27 protein-coding genes are annotated in these 25257 nt (G+C 64.0%); 10 read left to right on the forward strand and 17 right to left on the reverse strand.

Annotated features, from left to right (window positions below; all coding sequences use genetic code 11):
• Positions 1-12 precede the first annotated feature (12 nt).
• From L630_RS0108070 to L630_RS0108095, 6 genes are all read left to right on the forward strand, one after another.
• The gene (locus L630_RS0108070) at positions 13-1026 is read left to right on the forward strand and encodes a TRAP transporter substrate-binding protein (RefSeq protein WP_024847755.1); all 1014 of its coding nucleotides are present in this window, start codon (positions 13-15) and stop codon (positions 1024-1026) included.
• A gap of 77 nt (positions 1027-1103) precedes the next feature.
• Complete coding sequence (locus L630_RS0108075) at positions 1104-1916, forward strand: SDR family oxidoreductase (protein ID WP_034329675.1); 813 nt, start codon at positions 1104-1106, stop codon at positions 1914-1916.
• Position 1917: 1 nt separating this feature from the next.
• The gene (locus L630_RS0108080; protein WP_024847757.1) at positions 1918-2769 is read left to right on the forward strand and encodes an IclR family transcriptional regulator; all 852 of its coding nucleotides are present in this window, start codon (positions 1918-1920) and stop codon (positions 2767-2769) included.
• Positions 2766-4355, forward strand: coding sequence for an acyl-CoA synthetase (locus L630_RS0108085; protein WP_034329677.1), 1590 nt, complete (start codon positions 2766-2768; stop codon positions 4353-4355). The genes L630_RS0108080 and L630_RS0108085 overlap by 4 nt, the downstream gene beginning before the upstream one ends.
• A complete protein-coding gene (locus tag L630_RS0108090; RefSeq protein ID WP_024847759.1) occupies positions 4352-5095 on the forward strand; it encodes an SDR family oxidoreductase in 744 nt (247 codons plus the stop codon). The genes L630_RS0108085 and L630_RS0108090 overlap by 4 nt, the downstream gene beginning before the upstream one ends.
• 77 nt (positions 5096-5172) lie before the next feature.
• Positions 5173-5943 (forward strand): DUF296 domain-containing protein, encoded by a 771-nt coding sequence (locus L630_RS0108095; RefSeq protein ID WP_186441411.1) that lies wholly within the window; start codon positions 5173-5175, stop codon positions 5941-5943.
• 63 nt (positions 5944-6006) lie between these two features.
• Here the strand turns inward: L630_RS0108095 and L630_RS0108100 are convergent, their stop codons facing one another.
• Both L630_RS0108100 and L630_RS0108105 read right to left on the reverse strand, forming a co-directional pair.
• Entirely contained in the window at positions 6007-6585 is a 579-nt protein-coding gene (locus L630_RS0108100) for a GDYXXLXY domain-containing protein (protein ID WP_024847761.1), read from the reverse strand.
• The gene (locus L630_RS0108105) at positions 6582-7682 is read right to left on the reverse strand and encodes a DUF2157 domain-containing protein (RefSeq protein ID WP_024847762.1); all 1101 of its coding nucleotides are present in this window, start codon (positions 7680-7682) and stop codon (positions 6582-6584) included. Before L630_RS0108105 ends, L630_RS0108100 begins: the two co-directional genes overlap by 4 nt.
• Positions 7683-7929: 247 nt before the next feature.
• Between L630_RS0108105 and L630_RS22420 the strand changes: the two genes are divergently transcribed.
• Positions 7930-8070 carry a DUF1127 domain-containing protein gene (locus tag L630_RS22420; RefSeq protein ID WP_084465841.1) on the forward strand — a complete coding sequence of 47 codons (141 nt, stop codon included), beginning with the start codon at positions 7930-7932 and terminating at the stop codon, positions 8068-8070.
• Between the two features lie 175 nt (positions 8071-8245).
• Positions 8246-9670 carry a methylenetetrahydrofolate--tRNA-(uracil(54)-C(5))-methyltransferase (FADH(2)-oxidizing) TrmFO gene (gene trmFO / locus L630_RS0108115; protein WP_034329679.1) on the forward strand — a complete coding sequence of 475 codons (1425 nt, stop codon included), beginning with the start codon at positions 8246-8248 and terminating at the stop codon, positions 9668-9670.
• Positions 9671-9673: 3 nt separating this feature from the next.
• Here trmFO and L630_RS0108120 read toward each other — a convergent pair whose 3' ends face one another.
• The 4 genes from L630_RS0108120 to yajC are packed head-to-tail and all read right to left on the reverse strand — an operon-like array spanning position 9674 to position 13871.
• Complete coding sequence (locus L630_RS0108120) at positions 9674-10513, reverse strand: phytoene/squalene synthase family protein (protein ID WP_024847764.1); 840 nt, start codon at positions 10511-10513, stop codon at positions 9674-9676.
• Position 10514: 1 nt separating this feature from the next.
• Positions 10515-10904 carry an MTH938/NDUFAF3 family protein gene (locus L630_RS0108125; RefSeq protein ID WP_024847765.1) on the reverse strand — a complete coding sequence of 130 codons (390 nt, stop codon included), beginning with the start codon at positions 10902-10904 and terminating at the stop codon, positions 10515-10517.
• Complete coding sequence (gene secDF / locus L630_RS0108130) at positions 10904-13483, reverse strand: protein translocase subunit SecDF (protein ID WP_024847766.1); 2580 nt, start codon at positions 13481-13483, stop codon at positions 10904-10906. The genes L630_RS0108125 and secDF overlap by 1 nt, the downstream gene beginning before the upstream one ends.
• A 52-nt stretch (positions 13484-13535) precedes the next feature.
• Positions 13536-13871: a preprotein translocase subunit YajC gene (gene yajC, locus L630_RS0108135; protein ID WP_024847767.1), complete on the reverse strand. Its 336-nt coding sequence runs from the start codon at positions 13869-13871 to the stop codon at positions 13536-13538.
• Between the two features lie 178 nt (positions 13872-14049).
• Here yajC and L630_RS0108140 point away from each other — a divergent pair, with 178 nt between their 5' ends.
• Positions 14050-14928, forward strand: a complete 879-nt coding sequence (locus L630_RS0108140; RefSeq protein ID WP_024847768.1) for an ATP-binding protein — start codon at positions 14050-14052, stop codon at positions 14926-14928.
• A gap of 109 nt (positions 14929-15037) precedes the next feature.
• Here L630_RS0108140 and L630_RS0108145 read toward each other — a convergent pair whose 3' ends face one another.
• The 11 genes from L630_RS0108145 to nagZ form a co-directional block, all read right to left on the reverse strand.
• Entirely contained in the window at positions 15038-16375 is a 1338-nt protein-coding gene (locus tag L630_RS0108145) for a M23 family metallopeptidase (protein ID WP_024847769.1), read from the reverse strand.
• A 107-nt stretch (positions 16376-16482) separates the two neighbouring features.
• Positions 16483-17130: a protein-L-isoaspartate(D-aspartate) O-methyltransferase gene (locus L630_RS0108150; protein WP_034329681.1), complete on the reverse strand. Its 648-nt coding sequence runs from the start codon at positions 17128-17130 to the stop codon at positions 16483-16485.
• 2 nt (positions 17131-17132) lie between these two features.
• A complete protein-coding gene (surE, locus tag L630_RS0108155) occupies positions 17133-17915 on the reverse strand; it encodes a 5'/3'-nucleotidase SurE (protein WP_024847771.1) in 783 nt (260 codons plus the stop codon).
• Positions 17915-19216, reverse strand: coding sequence for a serine--tRNA ligase (gene serS / locus L630_RS0108160; protein ID WP_024847772.1), 1302 nt, complete (start codon positions 19214-19216; stop codon positions 17915-17917). The genes surE and serS overlap by 1 nt, the downstream gene beginning before the upstream one ends.
• A 184-nt stretch (positions 19217-19400) precedes the next feature.
• The gene (gene tatC / locus L630_RS0108165) at positions 19401-20234 is read right to left on the reverse strand and encodes a twin-arginine translocase subunit TatC (RefSeq protein WP_024847773.1); all 834 of its coding nucleotides are present in this window, start codon (positions 20232-20234) and stop codon (positions 19401-19403) included.
• Positions 20231-20782, reverse strand: a complete 552-nt coding sequence (gene tatB, locus L630_RS0108170; RefSeq protein ID WP_024847774.1) for a Sec-independent protein translocase protein TatB — start codon at positions 20780-20782, stop codon at positions 20231-20233. Before tatB ends, tatC begins: the two co-directional genes overlap by 4 nt.
• Positions 20783-20828: 46 nt before the next feature.
• Entirely contained in the window at positions 20829-21044 is a 216-nt protein-coding gene (locus L630_RS0108175) for a twin-arginine translocase TatA/TatE family subunit (protein ID WP_024847775.1), read from the reverse strand.
• A 57-nt stretch (positions 21045-21101) separates the two neighbouring features.
• Positions 21102-22202 (reverse strand): ABC transporter ATP-binding protein, encoded by a 1101-nt coding sequence (locus L630_RS0108180; protein ID WP_245263686.1) that lies wholly within the window; start codon positions 22200-22202, stop codon positions 21102-21104.
• Between the two features lie 52 nt (positions 22203-22254).
• Positions 22255-22977 (reverse strand): SMC-Scp complex subunit ScpB, encoded by a 723-nt coding sequence (gene scpB / locus L630_RS0108185; protein WP_024847777.1) that lies wholly within the window; start codon positions 22975-22977, stop codon positions 22255-22257.
• Positions 22970-23776: a ScpA family protein gene (locus L630_RS0108190; RefSeq protein WP_024847778.1), complete on the reverse strand. Its 807-nt coding sequence runs from the start codon at positions 23774-23776 to the stop codon at positions 22970-22972. The genes scpB and L630_RS0108190 overlap by 8 nt, the downstream gene beginning before the upstream one ends.
• A gap of 42 nt (positions 23777-23818) precedes the next feature.
• A complete protein-coding gene (gene nagZ, locus L630_RS0108195; protein WP_024847779.1) occupies positions 23819-24838 on the reverse strand; it encodes a beta-N-acetylhexosaminidase in 1020 nt (339 codons plus the stop codon).
• A 151-nt stretch (positions 24839-24989) separates the two neighbouring features.
• Here nagZ and L630_RS0108200 point away from each other — a divergent pair.
• Positions 24990-25257, forward strand: a 268-nt coding sequence (locus tag L630_RS0108200) for a transposase (protein WP_024847780.1), incomplete at its 3' end; no start/stop codon positions are given.

Genomic DNA, 25257 nt, shown 5'->3' on the forward strand with positions numbered 1-25257 from the left:
GAGGAAACCTGCATGAAGATCAATCGCAGAACCCTAGTGCTGGGCGCGTCCGCCCTGCCGCTGGTATCGACCATCCGCTACGCCGGCGCTCAGACTGCCGAGTTCAACTACAAATACGCCAACAACCTGCCGATCTCGCACCCGATGAACGTGCGCGCGCAGGAAGCGGTCGACAAGATCCGTGAAGAGACCGGGGGGCGCGTCGCCATCCAGATCTTCCCGTCGAACCAGCTTGGCGCCGACACCGACATGCTGAGCCAGGTGCGCTCCGGCGGTGTCGAGTTCTTCACCCTGTCGCCGCTGATCCTGTCGACGCTTGTGTCGAACGCCTCGATCAGCGGCATTGGCTTTGCCTTCCCAAGCTACGACCAGGTGTGGCCGGCAATGGACGGCGAGCTCGGCGCCTATGTACGCGGGGAAATCGAGAAGTCGAACCTCGTCGTCATGGAGAAGATCTGGGACAATGGCTTCCGTCAGATCACCTCGTCGGTGGGCCCGATCAACAATGCGGATGACCTCAAGGGCTTCAAGATCCGCGTCCCGGTGAGCCCGCTGTGGACCTCGATGTTCACCGCCTTCGAATCCGCCCCCGCCTCGATCAACTTCGCAGAGGTCTATTCGGCACTGCAGACCGGCATCGTCGACGGCCAGGAAAACCCGCTCGCGATCATCTCCACCGCCAAGCTCTACGAGGTGCAGAAGTACCTCTCCGTCACCAACCACATGTGGGACGGCTTCTGGTTCCTTGCCAACAAGCGCGCCTGGGAGCGCCTGCCGGAGGACTTGCGCGAGATCGTGGCGAAGAACATCAACGAAGCGGCGGTCAAGGAGCGCGAGGACGTGGCTGCGCTCAATGCCTCGCTGCTCGGTGAGCTCGAGAAGCAGGGCATGGTCATCAACCAGCCTGACACCGCGACCTTCCGCCAGAAGCTGACGGATGCCGGCTTCTACGGCGAGTGGAAGAACACCTACGGCGAAGAAGCCTGGGCGATCCTCGAAAAGGCCGTCGGCACCAAACTCGGTTAGTTCGGGCAGCGAAAGCATCGCGGGCGGACCTCTGGCCCGCCCGTCTTTTGCGTCGGCATTGAGTAGGTGCGGGAAAGATGCGGAACGTAAAGGGACGTCTCGAAGGAAAATCAGCCATCGTGTTTGGCGCCGGCTCATCCGGCCCCGGCTGGGGAAACGGCAAGGCGGCGGCAGTGGCATTTGCACGCGAAGGCGCACGTGTCGCCTGCGTCGACCTCGTCGCCGAGGCTGCGGAGGAAACGGCGTCGATCATCCGCGACGAAGGCTATGAAGCGATCTCGGTCCAGGCAGACGTTACCGACCTTGCCTCGGTAGAAGCCGCGGCAGCAAAGGTGGCGAACGCCTTCGGCGGCATCTCGATCCTGCACAACAATGTCGGCGTCACCCACATGGGCGGGCCGGTGGAGCTCGACGAGCAGGAATTCCAGGCCGCGCTCGACCTGAATATCGGCCCGGTCTACCGCACCTCGAAGGCGGTGCTGCCCTACATGCTCAAGGCCGGCGGCGGCGTGATCATCAACATCTCCTCGCTCGCGGCGATCCGCTACATCGGCTACCCCTACTTCGCCTACTACGCGACCAAGGCGGCGGTGAACCAGGCGACCGTTGCCCTCGCCATGCAGTATGCGCGGCAGGGAATCCGAGCCAACTGCATCATGCCGGGCCTCATCGACACGCCGCTGATCTACAACCAGATTTCCGGACAGTACGGCTCGGTCGAGGAAATGGTCGCTGCGCGCGACGCGATGGTGCCGCTCGGTAAGATGGGCACCGCGTGGGACGTCGCTGCCGCAGCCGTATTCCTCGCCTCGGACGAGGCCAAGTTCATTACCGGCGTGTGCCTGCCCGTTGACGGGGGCCAGAGCTGCGCCGCAGCCGGGCCTGCCTGAAATGAACCTCGCCGGCGAACGCGATGTAACCGGCTCCCAGAGCGTCGACCGGGCGCTCACGCTTCTGTCGATGGTGGGCCGGCATGCTGACCGCGGTGTTTCGCTCTCCCGGATCGTCGAGCAAAGCGGCCTCAACAAGCCAACCTGTCGGCGCCTGCTTCTGGCGCTGATGCGCGCGGGGCTCGTCGAACAGGACGAAGAGAGCCGCCGATACTACCTTGGCCAGGAATCTTATGTCCTCGGAAGCCTTGCCTCGCGCCGCTTCGGGCTGTTGCAGCTGTCGATGGAAAGCCTGCTCCGCCTGTCGCGGAGCACGGAGGACTCAAGCTTCCTGTCGGTGCGGCGCGACACCTTCGCCGTGTGTCTCCACCGCGAGGAAGGCACCTACCCTGTCCGCACGCACGCGCTCCAGGCTGGTTTCGAGCATCCGCTCGGGGTCGGCGCCGGCTCGCTCGCCATGCTCGCGGCACTTCCTGACGACGAGGTCGAGGCGACGCTCGCGGCGAACGCGCTCGTACTCGCCGAGCAATTTCCGATGCTGCCGGCGGACCGCATCCGCGCCGACGTCGCGGACACACGCGCCAAAGGCTACGCGCTCAACCCCGGCCGCATCTTCGCCAATTCCTGGGGGATCGGCGTCGCGCTGAAGACGCCGGAGGGCCACCTCGCCGGTGCGCTCAGCATCGCCGCGATCGACAGCCGCATGCAGGAGAAGCGCCAGCAGGAACTGGCCGGATACCTTTTGCAGGAGGCGCGACTGGTCGAAGCGCGCATCGCCCAGATGTTCGCTACCCGCCAGGACAGCCGCAACACCGCCTCACCCCGAATGCCTGATAGGAGAGCAAACAGATGACACCAAGCACCACCAGGGTGATGAACCTGTCGCACTTCCTGACCCAGGCTGCGCAGCGCGATCCGGATGGCATCGGCTTCGTGTGGGGTGATGACACCTGGACCTGGGGTGAGATGGAAGCGCGCGTCAACGCGATGGCGAGCGCGTTGCGCGCTGAGTTCGGCGTGAAGAAGGGCGAACGCGTGCTGGTGCAGTCGTCGAACTGCCTGCAGATGTTCGAGTCGATGTTTGCCTGCTTCCGTGTCGGTGCCGTGTGGGTGCCGACGAACTTTCGCCAGACGCCGGACGAAGTGGCCTATCTTGCGCAGGCGAGCGGCGCGGTCGGCATGATCTGCCATGCCTCCTTCCCGGCCCACGCCTCGACCTGCCGGCAGGCCTCGCCAGCCATGCGCTTCGTCATCGCCATCGGCAATGCAGACTTCGGCGAGGACTATGACGCAATCGTCGCGCGCCACCGAGGCGAAATTGTCCGCGACGAGCCCGTCGAACGCGACGATCCGTGCTGGTTCTTCTTCACCTCCGGCACGACCGGCAAGCCGAAGGCCGCAGTCCTAACCCACGGCCAGATGGCCTTCGTGGTGACAAACCATCTCTGCGACCTGATGCCGGGCACCGGCCCCGGCGACGCCTCGATCGTCGTTGCGCCGCTTTCGCATGGCGCGGGCGTCCACCAGCTGGTGCAGGTCGCGCACGGGGTTAAGACAATCCTGCCTCGCAGCGACCGCTTCGATCCAAACCTGATCTGGTCTTTGGTCGAGAAATGGCGGGTAACGAACCTCTTTACCGTGCCAACCATCGTCAAGATGCTGGTCGAGGACCCGGCGGTCGACCGTTACGACCACTCCTCGCTGCGCTACGTGATCTATGCGGGTGCGCCGATGTATCGCGAGGACCAGAAGCGGGCGCTCGAGAAGCTGGGCCCGGTGCTGGTGCAGTACTTCGGTCTCGGCGAGGTCACAGGCAACATCACCGTGCTGTCGCCCGCCCTTCACACGCTGGAAGACGGACCACATGCCCGCATCGGCACCTGCGGCTTCGCACGCACCGGCATGCAGGTCGAGATCCAGAACGGCGCCGGCGAACCGGTGCCGCGCGGCGAGACGGGCGAAATCTGCGTGATCGGACCTGCCGTGTTCGCGGGCTACTACAACAATCCGGAAGCCAACGCGAAGGCGTTCCGCAACGGCTGGTTCCGCACCGGAGACCTCGGCCACATGGACGAACAGGGGTTTGTCTACATCACTGGCCGCGCTTCGGACATGTACATCTCCGGCGGCTCCAACATCTATCCGCGCGAGATCGAGGAAAAGATCCTGCAGCATCCCGCCATCAGCGAGGTGGCGGTGCTGGGCGTGCCCGATCCCGTATGGGGCGAAGTCGGCATTGCGGTGTGTGTCCCGCGCGAGGGTCATTCTCCGGCAGAGGCCGAACTGCGCGGCTGGCTGGAGGACAAGATCGCCCGCTACAAGATGCCCAAGCGTTTCGTCTTCTGGAATGAGATGCCGAAGTCAGCCTATGGCAAGATTGCCAAGAAGCTGATCCGTGAAGAGCTCGAGCGGCGCGGCGAGCTGGAGTCCGCGGCATGAGCGGCGCGGTCATCATCACCGGCGGTGCCTGCGGCATCGGCTTCGAGACCGCCCGCATCCTTAATGAGCGTGGCTGGAGCCCTCACCTCATAGACCTTCGGCGCGAGGCGCTGGTCGAGGCCTGCAGCAAGCTTGGCTTGCCTGTCGACGCCACCTTCGCCCTCAACGTGACCGACGAGGCCGCTGTGGAAGAGGCCGTCGTCGCAATCGCCGCGCGGGGTCGGATCGCCGGGGTCGTGAACTGTGCAGGCATCGGCGCCGACAAGCCGCTGACGGAGACCAGCGTCGATGAATTCCGGCGCATCATCGAGGTGAACCTGACAGGCACCTTCATCGTCTCGCGCGCAGCAGCAAGGCACTGGCTGGCAAAGGGCGAGCAGGGAGCGATCGTCAACATCAGCTCGATCTCGGGAATGATTGGAAACAAGGGCCGCAGCGCCTATGGCGCGTCGAAGGGCGCGGTGAACACCATGACGATGGTGCTCGCCAACGAACTCGGGCCTGCCGGCATCCGGGTCAATGCGGTCGCGCCTGGCCCGATCGACACGGCACTCGCACGCGCCATCCACACCGACGACGTTCGCCAGCAATGGCATGCGCGCGTGCCGCTGCGCCGCTATGGCGAACCGCATGAAATCGCGCGCGTCGTCGCCTTCCTGCTGTCGGACGAGGCGAGCTACGTCAACGGCCACATCCTCGCCGCCGACGGCGGTTTTGTCACCGCGGGGCTCGCGAACTAATGCGCTACCTCAAGCATCCCGGCCCTGTCGCGGCAGAGCGTGAGCAATCTGCTCGCTGCCGAGCGACGCAGCTATCGTTGCGGCTCGCGAAGGGGCAGAGCGTCAACGCGGCCATCACCGGCACACTCGCCAACGCTGGCTTTTCCGCCGGCCACGTGCATCTCGAAAACGTGGCGATCTGGCCGATGCGCTACGTCATTCCGGCGGCCTCGCCTGACGACAGCCACGTTGCCTGGTACAGCGAGACATATGCGCCCGACGGCGTCGTCATCATCGAGCGCGCCGGCGTCATTGCCGGCATTCGCGACGGTGCGCCGTTCATCCACTGTCATGGCATCTGGATCGATGAGGCGGGCAACCGCCGCGCCGGGCACTTGCTGCCACACGAGGCGTTCATCGCTGAGGATGCGACGGTGCGGGCCTGGGGCATCAAAGGCGCGAACTACATTGCACGTGACGATGCGGAGACCAATTTCAAGCTGTTCGCAGCCGAGGCAACCGGCCATGAGGTCGCCGCCCCCAACGCGCTTGCAGTGACCATTCGCCCGAATGGCGACATCTCACTTGCGATCGAGGCGTTGTGTAGCCGCCACGGCATCACGCAGGCCCAAATCCTTGGTGTCGGTAGCCTCAACGAGATCGATTTCGACGACGGCCGGCGCGTCGCCTCCTATGCGACTGAAGTCTTCATCGACGACGGCCGCATCTTCACGACGGATGGCAGATTGCAGAGCCAGCTCGATGTTTCGCTCGTTGATCTGCGCGGGGCGATTCACAGCGGCCGCCTTATGAACGGCCAGAATCCTGTCTGCGTTACTTTCGAGTTGCTGATCGTCACCGACGACTGAGGGTAAGCGGTCAGCAGGATTTTGGAAATGGGCCACCCGTCCGGCGGCCCTTGTCGGAAACCCTCAATACACCGGCTCTTCATAGAGCATCGTCTCGCCGTCGTGCAGCGACTTGATCTGCGCGGTGCCGTTCGAGGAAATGGCGACCTTCATGCGGAAGGAGCGGGTGCGCAGGTCGCGCTCAATCTGGCGGCCCTCGCCCTCCGGCACATAAAAGCGCTCGATGCCGTAGGTCACGCGCACGGCGTCGCTTTCCCAGCGCGCGAAGTATGCCGTGCCACGGATGTCGACTTCCGCGTCAGACAGCGCCGCTGCGGCGGGCGCATCGACCGAGGCCGCGACCGGCTGCCAGATGCCGTCCCCGCCTTCCTTCAGGCGAATGAAGACGGTGCGTTCTACGCTGTCATTCTCGGGCAGCGCCGGAGTATTCGCGAACAGCGATACCGGCACCCGGCTGATGTTGTAACTGAGGATGACATAGTCGCCGCGCAGAAGATCGCGCGGGTCGACCGGCTCGACGGAGAGCACGATCTCGCGGCCTTCGCGCAGGATCTGAGCGCGGCCGAGGATGGTCCAGCTCAGGAACGCGATCTGGACTAGTGCGACGAGGATCGCGACGGGGATCAGCCAGCGCCGGTTCATCGTTTCGCTCCTTCAGCTGTGCCAAAACGCCGTTCGAGGCGGCCGATGAGCCAGGCCAGCGCCGAAAGAACGATGCCGCCGAGGATGAAGAAGCCGGCGGTGCCGAGCATCGAACCCAGCATGACGACGTAAAGCATGCCGAGCAGGACGATGAAGGCGGCGTAGGCGAGCCAGCGCAGCAGCCGGCTTTCGTGTCCCGACAGCAGCAGCGCCGCGATGATGCCGGCAAAGATGACGATCGAGGCAAGGACAAAGCCGTCGGTGTCGACATGAAGAAGCTGCACCATGCCGCCGGCAACGAGGAAGGCGAAGAGACCGTGCACAGCCGCGGTGCTGCCGAGGCCGGTAAATTTTTGTGCAGCTTCGGGCCGCAGAAGATCGAAGCCGAACAAGGCGATGCCGAAGGCGCCCAGGATCAGCGGCGCAATGAGGTTTTCCTGGTCGAGGAAGTTGAGCGCGGCGACCAGTGACAGCGACAGCAGCAGCAAATGGCGCGCGTGGCGGCTGCGGGTCCAGAACGACAGCAGGTAGAGCACCGCAGCACCAGCAAGGTAGCCGAGGCTCGAACGCACCACCTCGTCGCCGCCCTCGCCCAGCTCCATGACGAGCCAGACGATGGCAAGCAGCGCCGCGCCTGCCGTCAGATAGCGCGAGCATAGCGCACCCGCCGCAAGCGCGGTGCCCGCGCCCCAGACTAAAACTGCCTGCCGCTCGTCGCCGGACAGGTGATACATCTGGCCGATCAGCGCGATCGACGCGCCGAAAGCGGTGGCAGCAAGCACCCAAACGGATTCGGCCAGCGTGTCGCGGCCCTTCAGCTTCAGCCACGCGCCGCCGACATAGCCAAAGACCATCAGAGCAAACAGCAGGCCGACGCGCACGAGGCGCGGGATCATCTCCCAGTTGGCCGCGACGATCAGCAGGATCGCGGCGGCGAACAGCGCAGCCGCCATGGTCGCGAGCACGACGCCGAAGGAAACGCCCCGATGGCGCTGTGACACGTCAAACGAAAGTTTCTCTGCCGTGGCCGCATCAATGAGGCCGGCCTTCGCCCAGCGTTCAATGTCGCCTTTGACCCTGGTGGCGTAGCTCGCCATCACCCTCTCCAATTGCGACCGATGCTGGACTGCAACATCCGCCAGCCTCAGCCTGATTTCCGCCACGATTACGGCAACATAACCGCGTCGCCCATCTTTCGCCGCAAGCGTTGACGCCCCCCCAATGTTGCAATGCACAAAACGCATTGGAGCCATGCGCCAACGTCACTTCAAAAAGATGAAGCTCGGGACTATCTACCAGCCATCGCAAGAACAACGAAACACAAAAACTTCTCTAGGTGACGAAATGAACTTGATCCGCAACTTCCGCAACTGGCGCCGCTACCGCGAAACCGTCAACGAGCTGAGCCGCCTGTCCAACCGCGAACTTCACGACCTCGGCATTGCCCGCGGCGACATTCCGTTCATCGCCCGCAAGTCGATCTAACGCATTCAGTTCTTGCCAGGTTTTCCTCCTCCCAGCCTGGCAGATATGGCCCTCCTCTTCCTCCTCCCAGTGAAGGGCCACTAAAACGACACCCGCCGGTCCTCCTCCCCCGGCGGGTGTTGTTGTTTCCGGGCTTTCCTTGCTTTCAGGCACACTCCGGATTATCTCCTCCCCCATGACAATAGCTCCCGTTCACGTCATCGGCGGCGGTCTCGCCGGTTCCGAAGCCACCTGGCAGCTCGCTCAGGCGGGCGTCCCCGTCATCCTGCACGAAATGCGCCCGGTGCGGCGCACGGAGGCGCACCAGACCGAAGGCCTTGCCGAGCTGGTCTGCTCCAACTCCTTCCGTTCGGACGATGCCGAGACCAATGCCGTCGGCGTTCTCCATGCCGAAATGCGCATGGCGAACTCGCTGATCATGGCCTCGGGCGATGCCAGCCAGGTTCCAGCTGGCGGCGCGCTGGCTGTCGACCGGGTCGCCTTCTCCGACCGCGTGTCGCAGACGCTTGCCTCGCACCCGCTCGTCACCATCGTTCGTGAGGAGGTCACCGGCCTGCCGCCGAAGGACTGGGATCTCGTCATCATCTCCACCGGCCCGCTCACAGCACCGTCGCTGGCCGAGGCCATCGCGGCCGAGACGGGCGCTGACTCGCTCGCCTTCTTCGACGCTATCGCGCCGATCGTGCATTTCGACTCGATCGACATGAACGTCGCCTGGTTCCAGTCGCGCTACGACAAGGTCGGCCCCGGCGGCACCGGCAAGGACTACATCAACTGCCCGATGACGAAGGAGCAGTACGAGGCCTTCGTCGGCGCGCTGCTCGCGGGCGCCAAGACCGAATTCAAGGAATGGGAAGGCACGCCCTATTTTGATGGCTGCCTGCCAATCGAGGTGATGGCGGAGCGCGGACCAGAAACGCTGCGCCACGGGCCGATGAAGCCGATGGGCCTCACCAACGCCCACAACCCGACAGTGAAGCCCTATGCGGTGGTTCAGCTGCGCCAGGACAATGCGCTGGGCACGCTCTACAACATGGTCGGCTTCCAGACGAAGCTGAAGCATGGCGAGCAGGTGCGCATCTTCCGCACCATTCCGGGACTGGAGAATGCGGACTTCGCCCGCCTCGGCGGCCTGCACCGCAACACCTACATCAACTCGCCGATCCTGCTCGACCGGACGCTGCAGCTGAAGTCCCGCCCCGGTCTGCGCTTTGCCGGCCAGATCACCGGCTGCGAGGGTTATGTCGAGTCGGCCGCGATCGGCCTCCTGGCCGGCCGCTTTGCCGCCGCGCAGCGTCTTGGCAAGGACATCACGCCGCCGCCGCCCACGACCGCATTCGGCGCGCTGCTTGGCCACATCACCGGCGGGCACATCGTCTCGGACGACGAGCCGGGCAAGCGTTCGTTCCAGCCGATGAACGTCAATTTCGGCCTGTTCCCGCCGCTCGAGCCCGGAACTCAGCTTCGCCCGGAAGGCTTCGAAGGCCGCTTCCGCGGCAAGGATAAGGCACTGGCGAAGAAAAAGGCCCTCGCGGCGCGTGCGCTGGCCGACTGCCGCCGCTGGCTCGACAGCAACAACGCGCTGGCGGCTGCCGAGTAATCGCTACCAGCGCCGCGCGGCGCTGGTCAGCAACCTGAAATGCTTTCGCACTGCCCCCACTTCGGCGACCTTCTCGAGAGGGTCGAAGCTGGACGCTGCGATCTTGTCGAGGTAGAGCGGCGCAAGCGTTGCGGGCAGGAAGGCTGCCCGCAGCGATGACGGCAGACCCTTAGCCTCATTCCGGAACTTATCGAAATGATCGCGCGCCAGCGCGGCCATGGCGGCGACCGCGTTCTTCGCGGCCTCGCGGTTCTGTGCGGCAACGAATTCGTCGCGGCTGGTGCCAACGGCCGTCAGGATTTCGGTAGGGACGTAACACTGCCCGCGGGAGCGGTGCAGTGGAGTCAGCCGCAGGAGGCCAGTGATGGCCTGGGCGCAGCCGGCATGACCAGCCGCTGAGGCGTAAACCGGAGCTGCATCCGCATCAAGGATCAGCGCGGCCAGCTGGATGATCGCCGAAGCCGTCTCACCACAATAGCCCTCGAGATCCGAGCGCGACGGCATCGGATCGTCGTAGAGGTCGAAGATGCGGGCCTCGAGATAGTTGTCGAAAGCGGCCAGCGGCAGGCGGTATTCTTTGATCACATGCAGCAGCGCAGCCGCAACCGGATGGCCGGCTGTTTCGGAATTGCCGGCAGAAAGCGTATCGCGCCACCATTGAATGCGGATTTCGCCGGGCATCGGCTCGTGGATGCGGTCGCGGATCGCCGCGATCTCGGCGTTGAACAGGTAGAGGGTCGCCAGCGCCTCGCGCTTGTCAGCCGGCGCGTAGAGGACCGAAAGGTACCGGTCGGGATCGCTCTTGCGCAGCTCGGGGAGCAGCGAGGTCGCAGCTTCCGTCATCTTACTCCACCGCGACCAGCGCAGCGGCAACGGCACGATCTTCCGCCAGAAGGACGTTGTAGGTCCGCACGGCCGAGCCAGTCGACATCGGCTCGACAGCGACCTTGAGCTCGCGCAGCCTTTCACGCAGCGGGCGTGGCAGCGGCAACAGTTCGACGCCGGTGCCGACCAACAGAATATCGATCTCGGCTGCCTCGGCGATCACCTTTTCGAGGTCGGCATCGGTGAGCCCCTGCCCGGACGTCGCCGTCCAGCCGTGGATGCCGGACGGCAGGCACAGGATCGAGCCGCGATGCGACATGTCGGCGAAGCGGAAGCCGCCGTTGCCGTATGCATCGATAGGCGCGCGGCCCGGATAATGGGCCGCGCGGATATGGAGGCCGCTGGACATCAGCCCGCCGAAGCCTGCTTGGCCTCGGCCTTCAGGTCCCGAGCTTCACCGATGCGGATTTCCTCTTCCGAGAGCGCCTGGCCCTTCGTCGAGCGCAGGTTGAAGAAGATCAGCGCCGGCGCAGAGATGAAGATCGACGACAGCGTACCAATCACGATACCGAAGATCATCGACGCCACGAAGGAGCGGATGACTTCGCCGCCGAACAGATAGAGAGCGACCAGCGCGAGCAGCGTCGTCACCGAGGTCATCACCGTACGTGCCAGCATCTCGTTGTCCGAAAGATCAAGGAGCTGGCCGAGCGGCATCTTCTTGAAGCGGCGCAGATTCTCGCGGACGCGGTCGTAGATGACCACGGTGTCGTTGAGCGAGTAGCCGACGATCGTCAGCATCGCGGCGACGGTGGTGAGGTCCACCTGGATCTGCGTGACGACAAGGAAGCCAAGCGTGAGACAGATATCGTTGATGGTAGACATGATCGCGCCGATGGCGAACTGCCATTCAAAGCGTATCCAGACATAAACCATGATTGCGGCCAGCGCGACCAGTACGCCGACGATGGCAGACCACATCAGCTCGCTGGAAACCGTGGGACCAACCACTTCCGTACGGCGGATGTCATAGTCGGTCGACAGGACCTGCTGCGCATCCTGCACGATGGCATTGCCGGTTGCCTCGTCCTCCGCTGCGCCCAGACGGATCAGTGCGTCGGTCGGATCGCCAAAGCCCTGGACCTGCACTTCGTGCACGCCGGCGTCGGCAAGCCGCTGGCGGATGTCGCCGAGGTCTGCCTCGCCCGTCTTGGCGCGGACCTCGATCAGCGTACCGCCGGTGAAGTCGATGCCGAAGTTCGGCTTGACCGTGAACAGGAGGACGACCGAGGCAATGCTGAGGAACACCGACAGGACGAAAACCTGCAGTCGCACCTTCATGAAGGGGATGCGGGTGACCGGCGGCACGAGATGGATGTAGCCCTTCGGCACTTCCGTGGGCTTCGTGCGGCGCAGCCACATCGCGACGACCCAGCGCGTGAAAGTGTACGCCGTAAACAGCGTCGTCAGGATACCGATGGCGAGCGTGACGGCGAAGCCCTTGACCGGACCGGTGCCCACGAAGAACAGCACGGCCGCCGCAATGAGCGTGGTCAGGTTCGAGTCGACGATCGTCGCGAGCGCGCGTTCGAAACCCGAGTCGAACGCCTTGATCACGCTGCGCCCATTGCGCCGTTCCTCGCGAATGCGCTCGTAAATCAGCACGTTCGAGTCCACCGCCATGCCGACGGTAAGCACGATACCGGCGATGCCAGGCAGCGTAAGCGTGGCACCAAGTGCAGTCAGGATCGCGATGATGAGGACGACGTTGACGATCAGCGCGACGTTCGCAATCAGGCCGAGGAAGCCGTAGGCTGCGAACATGAAGACGATGACGAGGATCGAGCCAATTATCGAGGCCATGACGCCGGCATCGATCGAGTCCTGACCAAGGCCCGGACCAACGGTGCGCTCTTCGACAACAGTCAGCGTGGCCGGCAGCGCGCCTGCACGCAGCAGCACTGCAAGGTCGTTGGCGCTCTGGACGGTGAAATTGCCGGAGATCTGGCCCGAACCGCCGAGGATCGGCTCGCGGATCTGCGGCGCCGAAATCACCTTGTCGTCGAGGACGATCGCAAACAGGCGGCCAACATTCTGCTGGGTGGCCTGCGCAAAACGCGTCGCGCCCTGATTGTCGAAGCGGAAGGAAACGACCGGCTCGTTCGTCCGCTGGTCGAAGGTCGCCTGCGCGTCGACGAGGTTTTCGCCGGAGACGATGACGCGGTTCTCGATGATGTACGGGACCGCAGGCTCGTCATTCGACATCATCACCGTCGTGCCAGCCGGTGCGCGCCCATTGAGCGCCTCCTGTGCTGGCATCGACTGGTCCACCATCTGGAAGGTCAGCTTCGCCGTCTGGCCAAGTATGTCCTTCAGGCGCTGCGGGTCCTCAAGGCCAGGGACCTGTACAAGAATGCGGTCCGTGCCCTGGCGCTGAATGATCGGCTCGGTTGTGCCGAGCTCGTTGACACGGCGGTTGACGACCTCGACCGACTGGTCGACGGCGCTGCCGACGCGGTAGGTGATGCCGTCATCGGTGAGCGTGAGGCGAAGCAGCCCCTGCTCCGGCTCGGACATCTCGACTTCCGTGACGGTTCCGCCGCCCAGGAAACCAGCGGAAACCGGTGCCGTCAGGTCAGCGAGAGCCGTCCTGGCGGCGTCAAGCTGGCTCGCGTCGCGAATGCGGACCTGGACGCTGCGGCCAGTGCCGGACAGGCCGGTATAGCCGACGCGTGCGTCGCGCAGCTTGGTGCGGACGTCGTCACGCAGCGTCTCGAGACGGTCACCGATCAGATCTTCACGATCAACCTGCAGCAGGATGTGCGATCCGCCCTGCAAGTCCAGGCCGAGGGTCATCTGGCTCGTGGGTAGCCAGCTCGGCATCGACCGGAGAACCGACTGCGGCAGCGCGTTCGGCAGGGCGACGAGCACACCTAGCAATACGATCAGCCAGATCGAGATGGACTTCCAGCGCGAGAAATAGAGCATGTTTGATCGTCCGGACGGAACCGAGGGTGAACCGCTTCAGCCTTGAATAAGGTTATTTCTTGGCGTTCTGGTTGGCGACAGGCTCGCCCTTCACCCGCACATCGGCAATAGTCGCGCGCAGTGCCTTGACGGTAAAGCCGTTGCCGAGATCGATCTCGAGCTCGTCGTCATTGGCCTTCGACACCTTGCCGATCAGACCGCCGCCGGTGATGACGGTGTCGCCACGACGGATTGCAGCAAGCATTTCCGTACGCTTCTTCATCTGCGCGCGCTGGGGGCGGATGATGAGGAAGTACATCACCACGAAGATGAGAATGAAAGGCAGGATGCTGACGAAAACATCTGTGCCGCCTGCGGCAGTCTGGGCGTATGCCGGGGTGACGAACATGGGAAACTCCTGAGACTAAATGATTGAGGTCGGCAGAACCGCCCCTGAAAGGTCGCCGGAATATAATGTGTCAGGGATTCAATGCAACTGCGCTGCCCGGCAACCCACGGCTTTCAAGGTCCTGCACCCCGTGATACACCCCCTGCCTGCACGTAACCAAGCAGGGACTTCATTTAGCATGACCACCGGCCTGCCAGAAACGCTGGAAGAAAAGATCGACAAGCTGATCGCCACGATTGCCCGCCTCGCCCCGCGCGAACCGCAGGCAAGCGACCTGACCGCCGCCGACTGCTTCGTGTGGTCAGCCGAGCTTGGAGCGCTGGAACCGGTCAAACGCGTGAACCGAGTCGACATCACGCTCATCAAGAGCGTCGACCGCGTGCGCGACATACTCGTCGAGAACACCCGCCGCTTCGCGCGCGGTCTGCCCGCCAACAACGTGCTGTTGTGGGGTGCGCGCGGCATGGGCAAGTCGTCGCTGGTCAAGGCGGCGCATGCAGCGGTCTATGCGGAGATTGCCGGCAGCGAGCCGACCCTCAAGCTGATCGAGATCCACCGCGAAGACATTTCCTCACTGCCGAAGCTGCTCGGCATCCTCAAGGGCGCGCCGTACCGCTTCATCCTGTTCTGCGACGACCTGTCGTTCGACCATGACGACGCGTCCTACAAGTCGCTGAAGGCCGCGCTCGACGGCGGTGTTGAGGGCCGGCCGGAGAATGTCGTGTTCTATGCGACGTCGAACCGTCGCCACCTGCTGCCGCGCGACATGATCGAGAACGAACGCTCGACCGCGATCAATCCCGCTGAGGCCGTCGAGGAGAAGGTATCGCTGTCGGACCGCTTTGGCCTGTGGCTCGGCTTCCACAAGTGCTCGCAGGACGATTACCTCGAGATGATCGAAGGTTATACCCGCTACTTCGGGCTGAAGGTCGACCCGGAAGAGCTGCGCCGCGACGCGCTCGAATGGGCAACGACCCGCGGCAGCCGTTCGGGCCGTGTCGCCTGGCAGTTTATTCAGGACCTTGCCGGCCGCCTCGGCCAGCGCCTCGAGGGCTGATCCCCTTTTCTTTCGCCGAACGCAAAAGGCCCGCCGTGAGGCGGGCCTATGGCTTGGCTGTCCGGACTGGAGACTAAAACGGACAGCCCGTGCTCTTTGAAGCCAGGAACTATTCGAGGTATTTTGTCGGGTCGACCGGTGTCGAGTCCTTGCGGACCTCGAAGTGAAGTTTCGGCATATCGGCCGAACCGCTCATGCCGGCGAGCGCGATCTCCTCGCCGCGGCGAACCTTCTGGCCGCGCTGAACCTTCAGCTCGCTCGCATGGCCGTAGACGGTGACGAGGCCGTTGTCGTGGCGCACCAGGACGGTGTTGCCGAACTCCTTGAGGCCGTCGCCGGCGTAGATGACCACGCCGTTCTCTGCCGCCTTGATCGGCGTGCCGGCCGGCACCGCGATGTCGATGCCGTCGTTCTTCTTCGTGCCAGACGCACTGTACGCGCTGATGACGCGGCCGCGGACCGGCCAGCGCATGCCGGAAATACCGGTCGAATTTGGCGCTGGGGTCGTACGATCGATCGCAGCCTTCTCAACCGGCAGCTCGGACGACTTCTTCGGCGGCGTGTAGGTCTGCACCTCCGGCTTCGGGGTCGCGCTGGTAACGGTCGACTTGTCAGGCTTCTGCTCGGCCACGACGACTGCCGGAGCAGGCTCAGCCTGCTTCGGCGCAGCGTCCCCTGCCGGAATGGTCAGGGTCTGGCCGATACGAATGTTGCCGTCATTGAGGCCGTTGGCGCGCTTGAGCGCGTCGACGCTGACGTTGAAGCGGCGAGCAATGCTGTGAAGCGTGTCACCCGAGGCCACCTTGTAGGCGTTGCCGCTGGCAGAGGCCATTGCGGGAGCAGCCGGAGCGGGGGCTGCCGCCTGCGCGAGCTGCTGCTGTGCCGGTGCGCGATCGCCCGGCGCGCGCGACGGGGTGGGAACCTTCGCGCTAGCGCTCGACTGGTCGAGCTGGCCAAGGGTGTTCGGAGCTGACGGGCGCACCTCGGCGACCTTCGGCGCAGGTGCTGGCGCCGGCGCCGGCTGAACCGAGCCGGTCGGTGCCGGATCGAGGCTGCTGCGAACGACGGGCGCAAGGGCGGGACCGGAGGAAACCGGAGAGGACGGAGCCGGATAGACCTGTGCGGGCTGCTGCCAGGTGTTCTGGCTCGGCGCTGCCGCGTACTGGCCACCCAGATCCTGGCGCGGACGCGGGGTCAGGCGATTGAGCAGACCGCCACGGCGCGGCGCGGATGAAATCGAGCCCGTCGAGGTATGGTCAACCCCGTACGGCGCTCCGGGATATGACTGCGACACCTGCTGCTGCGGAGCGTGGGAGTTGCCGGTAAGGATCGACTCCTCGAAGCGCATCACGTCGGAGCTGCAACCTGCAGCAAGGCCACCCATCAGAAAGACGGCGGCGCCCCGTGCCAGAACTCGGCGGTATTGGCCTGAAACAGCGAAACGCATCACACTACCCGCAACACTCGATACCAAAGACTGGCAGGATTAAAGCGCGTTAATGTTACTGCGCCGTTAATTAGGAAGCGGGAAAGTTTACGGACCGCATGACGCTACTAGATGGCAGCGGCAACGCCCGCAGCCATCGGCTGGAAACGGACGTTTCCAACGACCTCGCGTTCGAAGCGGCTGCCGAGCTTGGTGAGCTTCTCCATCACCTGCACACCGTCACCGGGGCCGATCGGAGCGATCATGATTCCGCCCGAGGCGAGTTGGTCGACGAAGCTGCGCGGCAGCGATTCGTAGGACGCCCAGGCGATGATGCGGTCGAACGGTCCTTCCGCCGGTGCGCCCTGTGAGCCATCGGCCTGACGGATCAGGATGTTGGAGAGGCCCAGCGTCTCGTGACGGGTGCGCGCTGCCTCGCACAGTGTGCGGAAGCGGTCGAGGCTGAGTACACGCGCGGACAGGCGCGCCATCACGGCGGAAGTGAAGCCAGAGCCCGTGCCGATCTCCAGCACGCGCGAGCCGGGTTCAAGGCTCAGCATGGAAATTGCCCGCATCTGCAGGTCGATGCCCTCGATGGTCTCGCCGCATTCGATTGGCAGCGAGCGGTCCGACCAGGCATCGGCTCGCCACTGCGGCGGCACGAAGCTGGCGCGAGGCGTTGCCTCCACCGCCGCCATCAGGTCCCGGCGATCGAGCCCTGCCCCGCGCATGCGCAGTAGAAAGGCGGCGAAGCGTTCGCGTTCCGCCTCGTCCATTGTCAGCCCGGATTCCTGGCTGGCGCCTTGGCCAGCGCGTTGGCGATCTGGTCCTTCACAGCGTAGGCGGTCAGGTCCATGTGCAGCGGCGTCACCGAAATCTTGCCTGCGCGCAGTGCGGCAATGTCGGTACCGTCGCGGATTTCGCCCGGATCCCGACCAAAGCGCAGCCAGAAATAGGGGAAGCCGCGTCCGTCCTTGCGCTCGTCGAGCCAGAGGCCATGCGAGAGCTTGCCTTGGTTAGTCACGACGACGCCCTTGACCTCGTCGGGTTCGCAGTTCGGGAAGTTGAGGTTTAGGAAGACATTTTGCGGCAGGTCGAGGCCAATAAGCTGGCGCAGAACATGCGGCGCATGCTGCTCGGTCGTCGCCCAATTGACTTCCCTGCCCTCCTCGCTGACCGAGTAGGCTTGGCTCAACGCGACCGAGCGGATGCCAAGCAACGTGCCTTCCATCGCGCCAGCGATGGTGCCGGAATAGGTCACGTCATCGGCGACGTTCGATCCCGAATTAACGCCCGAGAGGATCAGATCCGGCGGCTCCGGCATCAGGTGGCGAACGCCCATGATGACGCAATCGGTCGGGGTACCGCGCACGGCATAGTGCCGGTCGCGCACCTTCCGCATGCGCAGCGGCTCCGACAGCGACAGTGAGTGCGCGAAGCCCGACTGGTCGGTCTCCGGTGCAACGACCCAGACTTCGTCGCCAAGCTGATTGGCGATGCGCTCCAGAACCTGGAGGCCCTCAGCGTGGATACCGTCGTCGTTGGTCAGCAGTATCCGCATCAGGCAGCCGCCTCGATGCGGGTGATGCCGCCCATGTACGGCCGCAGCGCATCCGGGACGCTAATCGAGCCGTCGTCGTTCTGGTAGTTCTCCATCACCGCGATCAACGCACGCCCCACGGCCACGCCCGAACCGTTGAGGGTGTGGACGTACTGCGGCTTGCCGTCGGCTCCGCGATAGCGGGCGTTCATGCGACGGGCCTGGAAGTCACCGCAGACGGAGCAGGACGAAATCTCGCGGTAGGTATCCTGGCCCGGCAGCCAAGCCTCGATGTCGTAGGTCTTGCGCGAACCAAAGCCCATGTCACCGGTGCAGAGCACGACGGTGCGGAATGGGATGCCGAGGCGCTTGAGAACGGTCTCGGCGCACTCGGTCATGCGCTCATGCTCGGCGATCGACGATTCGGCGTCGGTGATGGAGACCAGTTCGACCTTGTAGAACTGGTGCTGGCGCAGCATGCCACGCGTGTCGCGCCCGGCCGAACCTGCCTCGGAACGGAAGCACGGGGTGAGTGCCGTGAAGCGCAGCGGCAGCTTGTCGCCGGAAAGAATGTCGTCGCGCACCAGATTGGTCATCGGCACTTCCGAAGTCGGGATCAGGCCGAGGCGGCTTTCGCCATGCGGGGTGAAGAAAAGATCTTCCTCGAACTTGGGCAGCTGGCCGGTACCGAACAGCGCCTCGTCGCGCACCAGCAGCGGAGAGACGACTTCGGTGTAGCCGTGTTCCGTGGTGTGGAGGTCAAGCATGAACTGGCCAAGCGCACGCTCCAGTCGCGCCAGTTTGCCGGTCAGCACGGTGAAGCGCGCACCGGAAATCCTGGCGGCACGCTCGAAGTCCATGTAGCCGAGCGCTTCGCCGAGTTCATAGTGCTCCTTGAACGGGCCGTCCGTGCGCGGCTCGCCGAAGCGGCGGATCTCGACGTTGTCGTTCTCGTCCTTGCCGACCGGAACGTCGTCGAGCGGAATGTTCGGGACGACGGCGAGCGCATCGGTCAGCGCCTTGTCGAGCTCACGGCCGGTTGCCTCGCCGCTCTGGACGAACGCCTTCAGCTCGGCGACCTCGCTCTTGAGCTTCTCAGCGAGCTCGAGGTCGTTGGCGGCCATCGCCTTGCCGATCTCCTTCGAGGCGGCGTTTTGGCGGGCCTGCGCGTCCTGCAGTTTGGTCAGGTGGGCGCGGCGCGCCTCATCCTTCGCGATCAGATCCGCGACAACGGATTGAGCAGCGTCCGACAACTGCCCGCGCTTCTGCAGCGCCTCGGCCAGTGCCTGCTGGTTTTCGCGGATCCATTTGATGTCGAGCATGATGCGTCCGATTCCTGTCATCTGACCCCTCGCGGGTACCAATGGTGGGTAAACCGCAATCAGAATCTACGCAAGAGTTCGGATGGAAGAGGCGATGTTGCCGCAACGCCGCGCCAGTTGCGGCGACAGTCAGACTTCAGTCCCGGGCGCGAGGCCCGGGATCAGATAGTCGAATGAGGAGGAATTACTCGGCCGCGTTGGCCGTCTCGGCTTCGCGCGCAGCTTCTTCGGCAAGGCGCGACTTTTCGATCCTGCGGCAGAGGAAGATCGAAATCTCGTAGAGCAGGATCGTCGGCAGCGCGAGGCCGATCTGGCTGACCGGGTCCGGAGGCGTGATCACCGCAGCAACGATGAAGGCGATGACGATCGCCCACTTGCGCTTGTCGGCAAGCGTCTGCGCCGACAGGAGCCCGACACGTGCCAGCAGCGTCGTCACGACGGGCAGCTGGAACACCAGGCCGAACGCCAGAATCAGCATCATGATCAGGCCGAGATATTCCGAGACCCGCGGCAGGAGCTCGATGGTCACTTCCTGATCCGGGCCGATCTGCTGCATGGCCAGGAAGAACCACATCACCATCGGCATGAAGAAGAAGTAGACCAGCGCGCCACCCATCACGAATAGGATAGGCGACCATACCAGGAACGGCAGGAACGCCCGACGCTCGTTGCGGTAGAGGCCGGGAGCCACGAATTTATAGATCTGGGTGGCAATTACCGGGAACGCCAGAACCAGACCGCCGAACATGCCGAGCTTGATCTGGGTGAAGAAGAATTCCTGCGGCGCCGTGTAGATGAGGTTGACCCTGCGCTTGTCGAGCCCGGCCCACTCCGTTGCCCACTGGAACGGCTGCACCAGCAGGTTGAAGAGCTCCTTGGCAAAGAAGAAGCACAGCAGGAAGGCGAGGAAAAAGCCGACGAGCGACCAGATCAGGCGCTGGCGCAGCTCGACCAGGTGCTCGATCAGCGGGGCCGACGACTTTTCAATCTCGTCATGTTCGGAAGGAGATGCACTCACGATTTCGCTCCGCCGGCTTCTGTCTGTGCGCCTGCGGCGACTGCGTCCGATGATGCCTCGGCCGTCGCCTTCTCAGCCGGAGCAGCCGCGGAAGCCGCTGCTGCGGTTGCGGCGGTCGCAGCCGTTGCCTTCTGCACTGCCTCCTTCATCGCAGCCTGCACGGATGTCTCGCCAGCGGGTTCAGCGGCGGCAGGAGTTTCGGCGTCCGGCGTTTCGGCCGAAGGTGCGGAAGCAGAGGTATTCGGCTGCAGCGCACTGTCGAGACCGGTCTTAACGTCGCGCGCTGCCTGTTCCATTGGCGACAGCGCCTGCTTGATTTGGTTCGCCGGATTAAGCTTGCGGGCATCGCTGGCGAGATTCTTCAGCTCGTCGAGCTCGGCCTCCTTCATGGCCTCGTCGAACTGCTTGCGGAAGTCGTTGGCCATGACGCGCAGCTTGGCTGTTGTCTTGCCAAAGGTCCGCAGCATTCCGGGCAATTCTTTCGGGCCGACGACGACGATGACCACGATCGCGATCACCAGCATCTCGCTCCAGCCGATGTCAAACATCGCTTGTTACTCCGACGCAGAAAAGGTTGGCGTCTCAGCAGACCTCTTACGAGGTCTTGCCAGCCTTTTCCTTGGTCGACGCGACGGTCTCTTCGGGGCGATGCTCGACAGTCTTGGGCTCGTCCTCATCGGCCATGCCCTTCTTGAAGCTCTTGATGCCCTTGGCCATGTCGCCCATCAGCTCGGGGATCTTGCCACGACCGAACAGCAGCAGCACGACGACCAGGACGATGAGCCAGTGCCAGACCGAAAAACTACCCATGTGTAACTCTCTCTCGAATGTTTCCCCCGACCGGTCCTACCAGCCTAGGCTTCTGATTTAGGTGCTTTCGCCGTTTCTTTCAAACACAAGCACATCCGATTCACGAACTGTGAGCCATATTTCCCCACCATCTCCGGTCAAAGCGCCGCACCGTACGCGCGCCCTCACCGGAATTTCGGAGCCGGGAACAGCAAGCTCCACCAGTTCAATCACCCCAAGGAACCGGCGTGATATCACCCGCGCAGGTATTTCACCATGCGTTTGCGAGACGTCAAACGCGGAAAGGCGGAATGCAACAGACGCCGGCGTGCCGTCCGCCATTCCGGGTGCTGCGTAGCGGCCAAGGGGCGTTTCCACCATCCCGCTCTGCGCCCTGCCCTCAAAGACGTTGATCTCCGAGAAAAAGCCCGCAGCGAACAGGTTTGCGGGCTGGTTATAGAGCTGCTCAGCCGTACCCACCTGAACCAGCCGCCCATCCTTCAGCAGGGCGATCTTGTCACCAAGGCGCATCGCCTCTTCTGCATCATGCGTCACGACTATGGCGGTCGCGCGACTGCGGCGTAGAATTTCGAGCGTCTCGGCGCGCACCATGTCGCGCAGGCGGGAATCGAGGCCGGAGAACGGCTCGTCCATCAGGAGCACCGCCGGTCGTGGCGCGATCGCGCGGGCGAGCGCCACACGCTGTTGCTCGCCGCCCGAAAGCGCCTGTGGATAGGAGTTTGCGTAATGCGCAAGGCCGACGCGCATCAGCGCGTTCATGGCCTCGCGTTTCGCTTCCTCTTTCGACAGGGCGGTGAGGCCAAAGCGGACATTGTCGATGATGCTGAGGTGCGGGAAGAGCGCATAATCCTGAAAGACCAGGCCGATCGAGCGCTGCTCCGGCGGCAGGAAGACTCCGGGACCCGCTATCTCCTTCTCGTTCAGGAAAAGGCCTCCGCTCGTCTGATGCTCAAGGCCGGCTGCGATTCGAAGCAACGTCGTCTTGCCGGAGCCGGATGGCCCGAGCAGGCAAAGAACCTCGCCCGCCTCCGCGCTCAGCGACACATCGTGGAGCGTCGCGACGCCTGGAGAAAATTCATGGCAAATCTGGTCGAATCTGAGCCGTGCGGCAAATGACACACCGGCTGTCACGGGCACTGTTGCAGTTTCTGCAGCCACTCGACCTCAACACGTACTGTCCTGCCGCACCGTTCGGCCGGAACAATTCTCGTCAATCATCGACGGCGCGCGGTGTCAACAGGCCGAGATCTTCGAGGTCGAGATCATCGAGCGGATCTTCGTCGTCCGTCAGCACGTCGGGATCTGCCGGCGGCTGCGGAATCGAGAAGTTGGCCGGCATGCGCGGCGAGAGCAGCCCCGCGCCCTTCAGTTCATCGATGCCCGGCAGGTCGCGGATTTCCTCGAGCCCGAAGTGGTCGAGGAAGGCATCGGTGGTGCCGTAGGTGACGGGACGGCCCGGCGTGCGGCGGCGCCCGCGCATCCTGATCCAGCCGGTTTCCATCAACGTGTCCAAGGTGCCCTTCGACGTTTCCACGCCGCGGATTTCCTCGATTTCGGCGCGCGTGACCGGCTGGTGGTAGGCAATGATCGCCAGCACCTCGAGCGCGGCGCGCGACAGCTTCTTCTGCTGCACCGCATCGCGGCTCATCAGGAAGGCAAGGTCGCCGGCGGTGCGGAACGCCCAGGCGTCGGCTACGCGGACAAGATTCACGCCGCGGCGCTCGTACTGCCGCTGCACTTCCAGCACCACGGCGCGAACATCCACGCCTTCGGGCAGGCGCGCGGCAAGTGCCTTTTCCGACACGGGCTCTGCCGAGGCAAACAGGATCGCCTCCGCCATGCGCACGGCCTCAGCCATGTCGAAGGGAAAGGCAGAGGAAGCTTCCTCCCCCTCGATCTCGAACGGAATGATCTTCGCGCTGCTGTCACTCATCGGCAGGCTCGCGGTTGCGTCTGGTTTCCGTCTGGCGGCCGCGCATGTAGATCGGCGCGAAGGCGCTGTCCTGTCGCACCTCCAGGAGACCTTCGCGGACCATTTCGAGGCTGGCGGCAAAGGAGCTGGCGATCGCGGTCACGCGCTGCTCGGGCGTCGTCATCCAGCGAATGAGGAAATGGTCAAGCGCAGTCCAGTCCTGCACATCGCCGACCAGGCGGGTCAGCACCTCGCGCGCCTGTTTAAGCGACCAGACACCGCGCTTTGCGATCTGCACGGTGCTGACGGCCTGACGCTGGCGCTGCGCGGCATAGGCGGTCAGCAGATCGTAGAGGGTCGCGGTGTACTCGTTGTGCTTTTCGACGATCACCGTCTCCGGCATCCCGCGTGCGAAAACGTCACGACCGAGGCGGTTGCGGTTGACCAGCCTCGCGGCTGCGTCGCGCATCGCTTCAAGGCGTTTGAGGCGGAATTGGAGCACAGCGGCCATCTCTTCGCCGCTCTCACCCTGGTCGCCGGGCAGCTTGGGGATCAGCAGCTTCGACTTGAGGTAAGCGAGCCAAGCCGCCATCACGAGATAATCGGCGGCAAGTTCCAACCGCATCCGACGCGCCTGCTCGATAAAGGCGATGTACTGCTCGACCAGCGCCAGAACCGAGATGCGTGAGAGGTCGACCTTCTGCGTGCGGGCCAGAGCAAGCAGAAGGTCAAGCGGGCCTTCGAAACCGTCGACGTCGACCACGAGCGAGGGCTCGGAGACGCCGCGGCTCTCCTCGTTCTCGCTCCAGAGCCGCTCCATCGGAACGGCGTTTTTGGCCGGTGTCGTCGCCAATGGCCTTCCTTATGCTACCGCCCCGAACAGGGCCTCGAATTCCGCCCGGATTTCCGCCTCGCTCGCGCCATCGTTGATGGCGAGCCCCTGCACCGCTAAATGCGCACGGCGCGACGCGTCACCCGCCAGCACCGGGGTGCGGCTCGCGACAGCCTTCATCTCGTCCATGATGCCGTTGCAGTGGAGGACGACATCGCAGCCGGCAGCAAAGATCGCCTCGGTGCGCTCGGCGAAGTCGCCAGATAGCGCCTTCATCGACACGTCATCACTCATCAGCAGCCCGTCGAACTGCAGCTCCTTGCGGATGATTTCATTGATCGCCTTCGGCGAGGTCGTGGCCGGGCGCTCGGGATCGATCGCCGTGTAGACAACATGCGCCGTCATCGCCATCGGCGCGTCGGAGAGCGCGCGGAACGGCGGAAAATCGTGCGCGCGTAGTTCATCGAGCGTTGCTTCGACAACAGGCAGATTGTGGTGGCTGTCGGCAAAGGCGCGGCCGTGGCCGGGAATGTGCTTGATGACCGGCAGCACGCCGCCCGCCTTGAGGCCTTCCATGGCCGAGCGGCCCATCAGCGTGACGATGCCCGGCTCCTTGCCGTAGGCGCGGTCGCCGATCACGTCATGTGCGCCCTCGACCGGTACGTCCAGCACCGGCAGGCAGTCAGCCGTGATGTCGAACTTGCGCAGGTCGAACGCATGGAGGCGCGAGACCAGCCAGGCCGCGCGCAGGCCTGCATCCGGGTACTTCTGGTACAGCGCGCCAAGGGCAGCGCCGGGCGGATAGTTGGGAGCGAGCGGAGGACGCAGCCGCTGCACGCGGCCGCCCTCCTGGTCGATGAAGACCGGGGCGTCGGGATTTCCGGCGCAGTCGCGCATCGCGGCGACGAGATCGCGCACCTGCTGTGCGTCAACGATATTGCGGGCAAAAAGGATGAAGGCCCACGGCCGCTGCTCGCGGTAGAAGGCCACTTCGTCCGGGATCAGCGTCGGACCCGACGAGCCCAGGATCATTGCTTTTGATTCGCTCATGTCTCGAATCATATCCGGAAGCGCCGTGCGGCGCATCAAACTGTCCAGTACCGATTGAAACGGTCCACAAATGAAAAAGGCCACCCGAAGGTGGCCTTCAGACTGCTGACAAACCTCTGGCTTCGGCCGGAGGTTTTTGATTCAGTGGGGCATGCTGAAGAAGCCTGCTCCCGAACAGACGGCGCTCGAGATAGTGACGCTTGAGAGCCTGGTGCCGAAGGATCACCTGCTGCGCAAGATCGACGCGGTGATCGACTTTTCCTTCATCCACGATCGTGTCGCGGGGCTCTACTGCCCCGACAACGGCCGGCCGCCGCTGGACCCCACGCTGATGTTCAAGGCGCTGTTCATCGGCTATCTGTTCGGCATCCGCTCCGAGCGCCAGCTGGTGCGCGAGATCGAGGTCAATGTCGCCTACC

The sequence above is a fragment of the Aminobacter sp. J41 genome (assembly GCF_000526635.1).
Taxonomy (GTDB): Bacteria; Pseudomonadota; Alphaproteobacteria; order Rhizobiales; family Rhizobiaceae; genus Aerobium.

What these genes read in the sequence shown, in the direction of transcription:
- L630_RS0108070 (WP_024847755.1), top strand. Translation starts at nt 13, where the DNA reads ATGAAGATCAATCGCAGAACCCTAGTGCTGGGCGCGTCCGCCCTGCCG.
- L630_RS0108075 (WP_034329675.1), top strand. Translation starts at nt 1,104, where the DNA reads ATGCGGAACGTAAAGGGACGTCTCGAAGGAAAATCAGCCATCGTGTTT.
- L630_RS0108080 (WP_024847757.1), top strand. Translation starts at nt 1,918, where the DNA reads ATGAACCTCGCCGGCGAACGCGATGTAACCGGCTCCCAGAGCGTCGAC.
- L630_RS0108085 (WP_034329677.1), top strand. Translation starts at nt 2,766, where the DNA reads ATGACACCAAGCACCACCAGGGTGATGAACCTGTCGCACTTCCTGACC.
- L630_RS0108090 (WP_024847759.1), top strand. Translation starts at nt 4,352, where the DNA reads ATGAGCGGCGCGGTCATCATCACCGGCGGTGCCTGCGGCATCGGCTTC.
- L630_RS0108100 (WP_024847761.1), bottom strand. Translation starts at nt 6,585, where the DNA reads ATGAACCGGCGCTGGCTGATCCCCGTCGCGATCCTCGTCGCACTAGTC.
- L630_RS0108105 (WP_024847762.1), bottom strand. Translation starts at nt 7,682, where the DNA reads ATGGCGAGCTACGCCACCAGGGTCAAAGGCGACATTGAACGCTGGGCG.
- L630_RS22420 (WP_084465841.1), top strand. Translation starts at nt 7,930, where the DNA reads ATGAACTTGATCCGCAACTTCCGCAACTGGCGCCGCTACCGCGAAACC.
- trmFO (WP_034329679.1), top strand. Translation starts at nt 8,246, where the DNA reads ATGACAATAGCTCCCGTTCACGTCATCGGCGGCGGTCTCGCCGGTTCC.
- L630_RS0108120 (WP_024847764.1), bottom strand. Translation starts at nt 10,513, where the DNA reads ATGACGGAAGCTGCGACCTCGCTGCTCCCCGAGCTGCGCAAGAGCGAT.
- L630_RS0108125 (WP_024847765.1), bottom strand. Translation starts at nt 10,904, where the DNA reads ATGTCCAGCGGCCTCCATATCCGCGCGGCCCATTATCCGGGCCGCGCG.
- secDF (WP_024847766.1), bottom strand. Translation starts at nt 13,483, where the DNA reads ATGCTCTATTTCTCGCGCTGGAAGTCCATCTCGATCTGGCTGATCGTA.
- yajC (WP_024847767.1), bottom strand. Translation starts at nt 13,871, where the DNA reads ATGTTCGTCACCCCGGCATACGCCCAGACTGCCGCAGGCGGCACAGAT.
- L630_RS0108140 (WP_024847768.1), top strand. Translation starts at nt 14,050, where the DNA reads ATGACCACCGGCCTGCCAGAAACGCTGGAAGAAAAGATCGACAAGCTG.
- L630_RS0108145 (WP_024847769.1), bottom strand. Translation starts at nt 16,375, where the DNA reads ATGCGTTTCGCTGTTTCAGGCCAATACCGCCGAGTTCTGGCACGGGGC.
- L630_RS0108150 (WP_034329681.1), bottom strand. Translation starts at nt 17,130, where the DNA reads ATGGACGAGGCGGAACGCGAACGCTTCGCCGCCTTTCTACTGCGCATG.
- surE (WP_024847771.1), bottom strand. Translation starts at nt 17,915, where the DNA reads ATGCGGATACTGCTGACCAACGACGACGGTATCCACGCTGAGGGCCTC.
- serS (WP_024847772.1), bottom strand. Translation starts at nt 19,216, where the DNA reads ATGCTCGACATCAAATGGATCCGCGAAAACCAGCAGGCACTGGCCGAG.
- tatB (WP_024847774.1), bottom strand. Translation starts at nt 20,782, where the DNA reads ATGTTTGACATCGGCTGGAGCGAGATGCTGGTGATCGCGATCGTGGTC.
- L630_RS0108175 (WP_024847775.1), bottom strand. Translation starts at nt 21,044, where the DNA reads ATGGGTAGTTTTTCGGTCTGGCACTGGCTCATCGTCCTGGTCGTCGTG.
- scpB (WP_024847777.1), bottom strand. Translation starts at nt 22,977, where the DNA reads ATGAGTGACAGCAGCGCGAAGATCATTCCGTTCGAGATCGAGGGGGAG.
- L630_RS0108190 (WP_024847778.1), bottom strand. Translation starts at nt 23,776, where the DNA reads ATGGAGCGGCTCTGGAGCGAGAACGAGGAGAGCCGCGGCGTCTCCGAG.
- nagZ (WP_024847779.1), bottom strand. Translation starts at nt 24,838, where the DNA reads ATGAGCGAATCAAAAGCAATGATCCTGGGCTCGTCGGGTCCGACGCTG.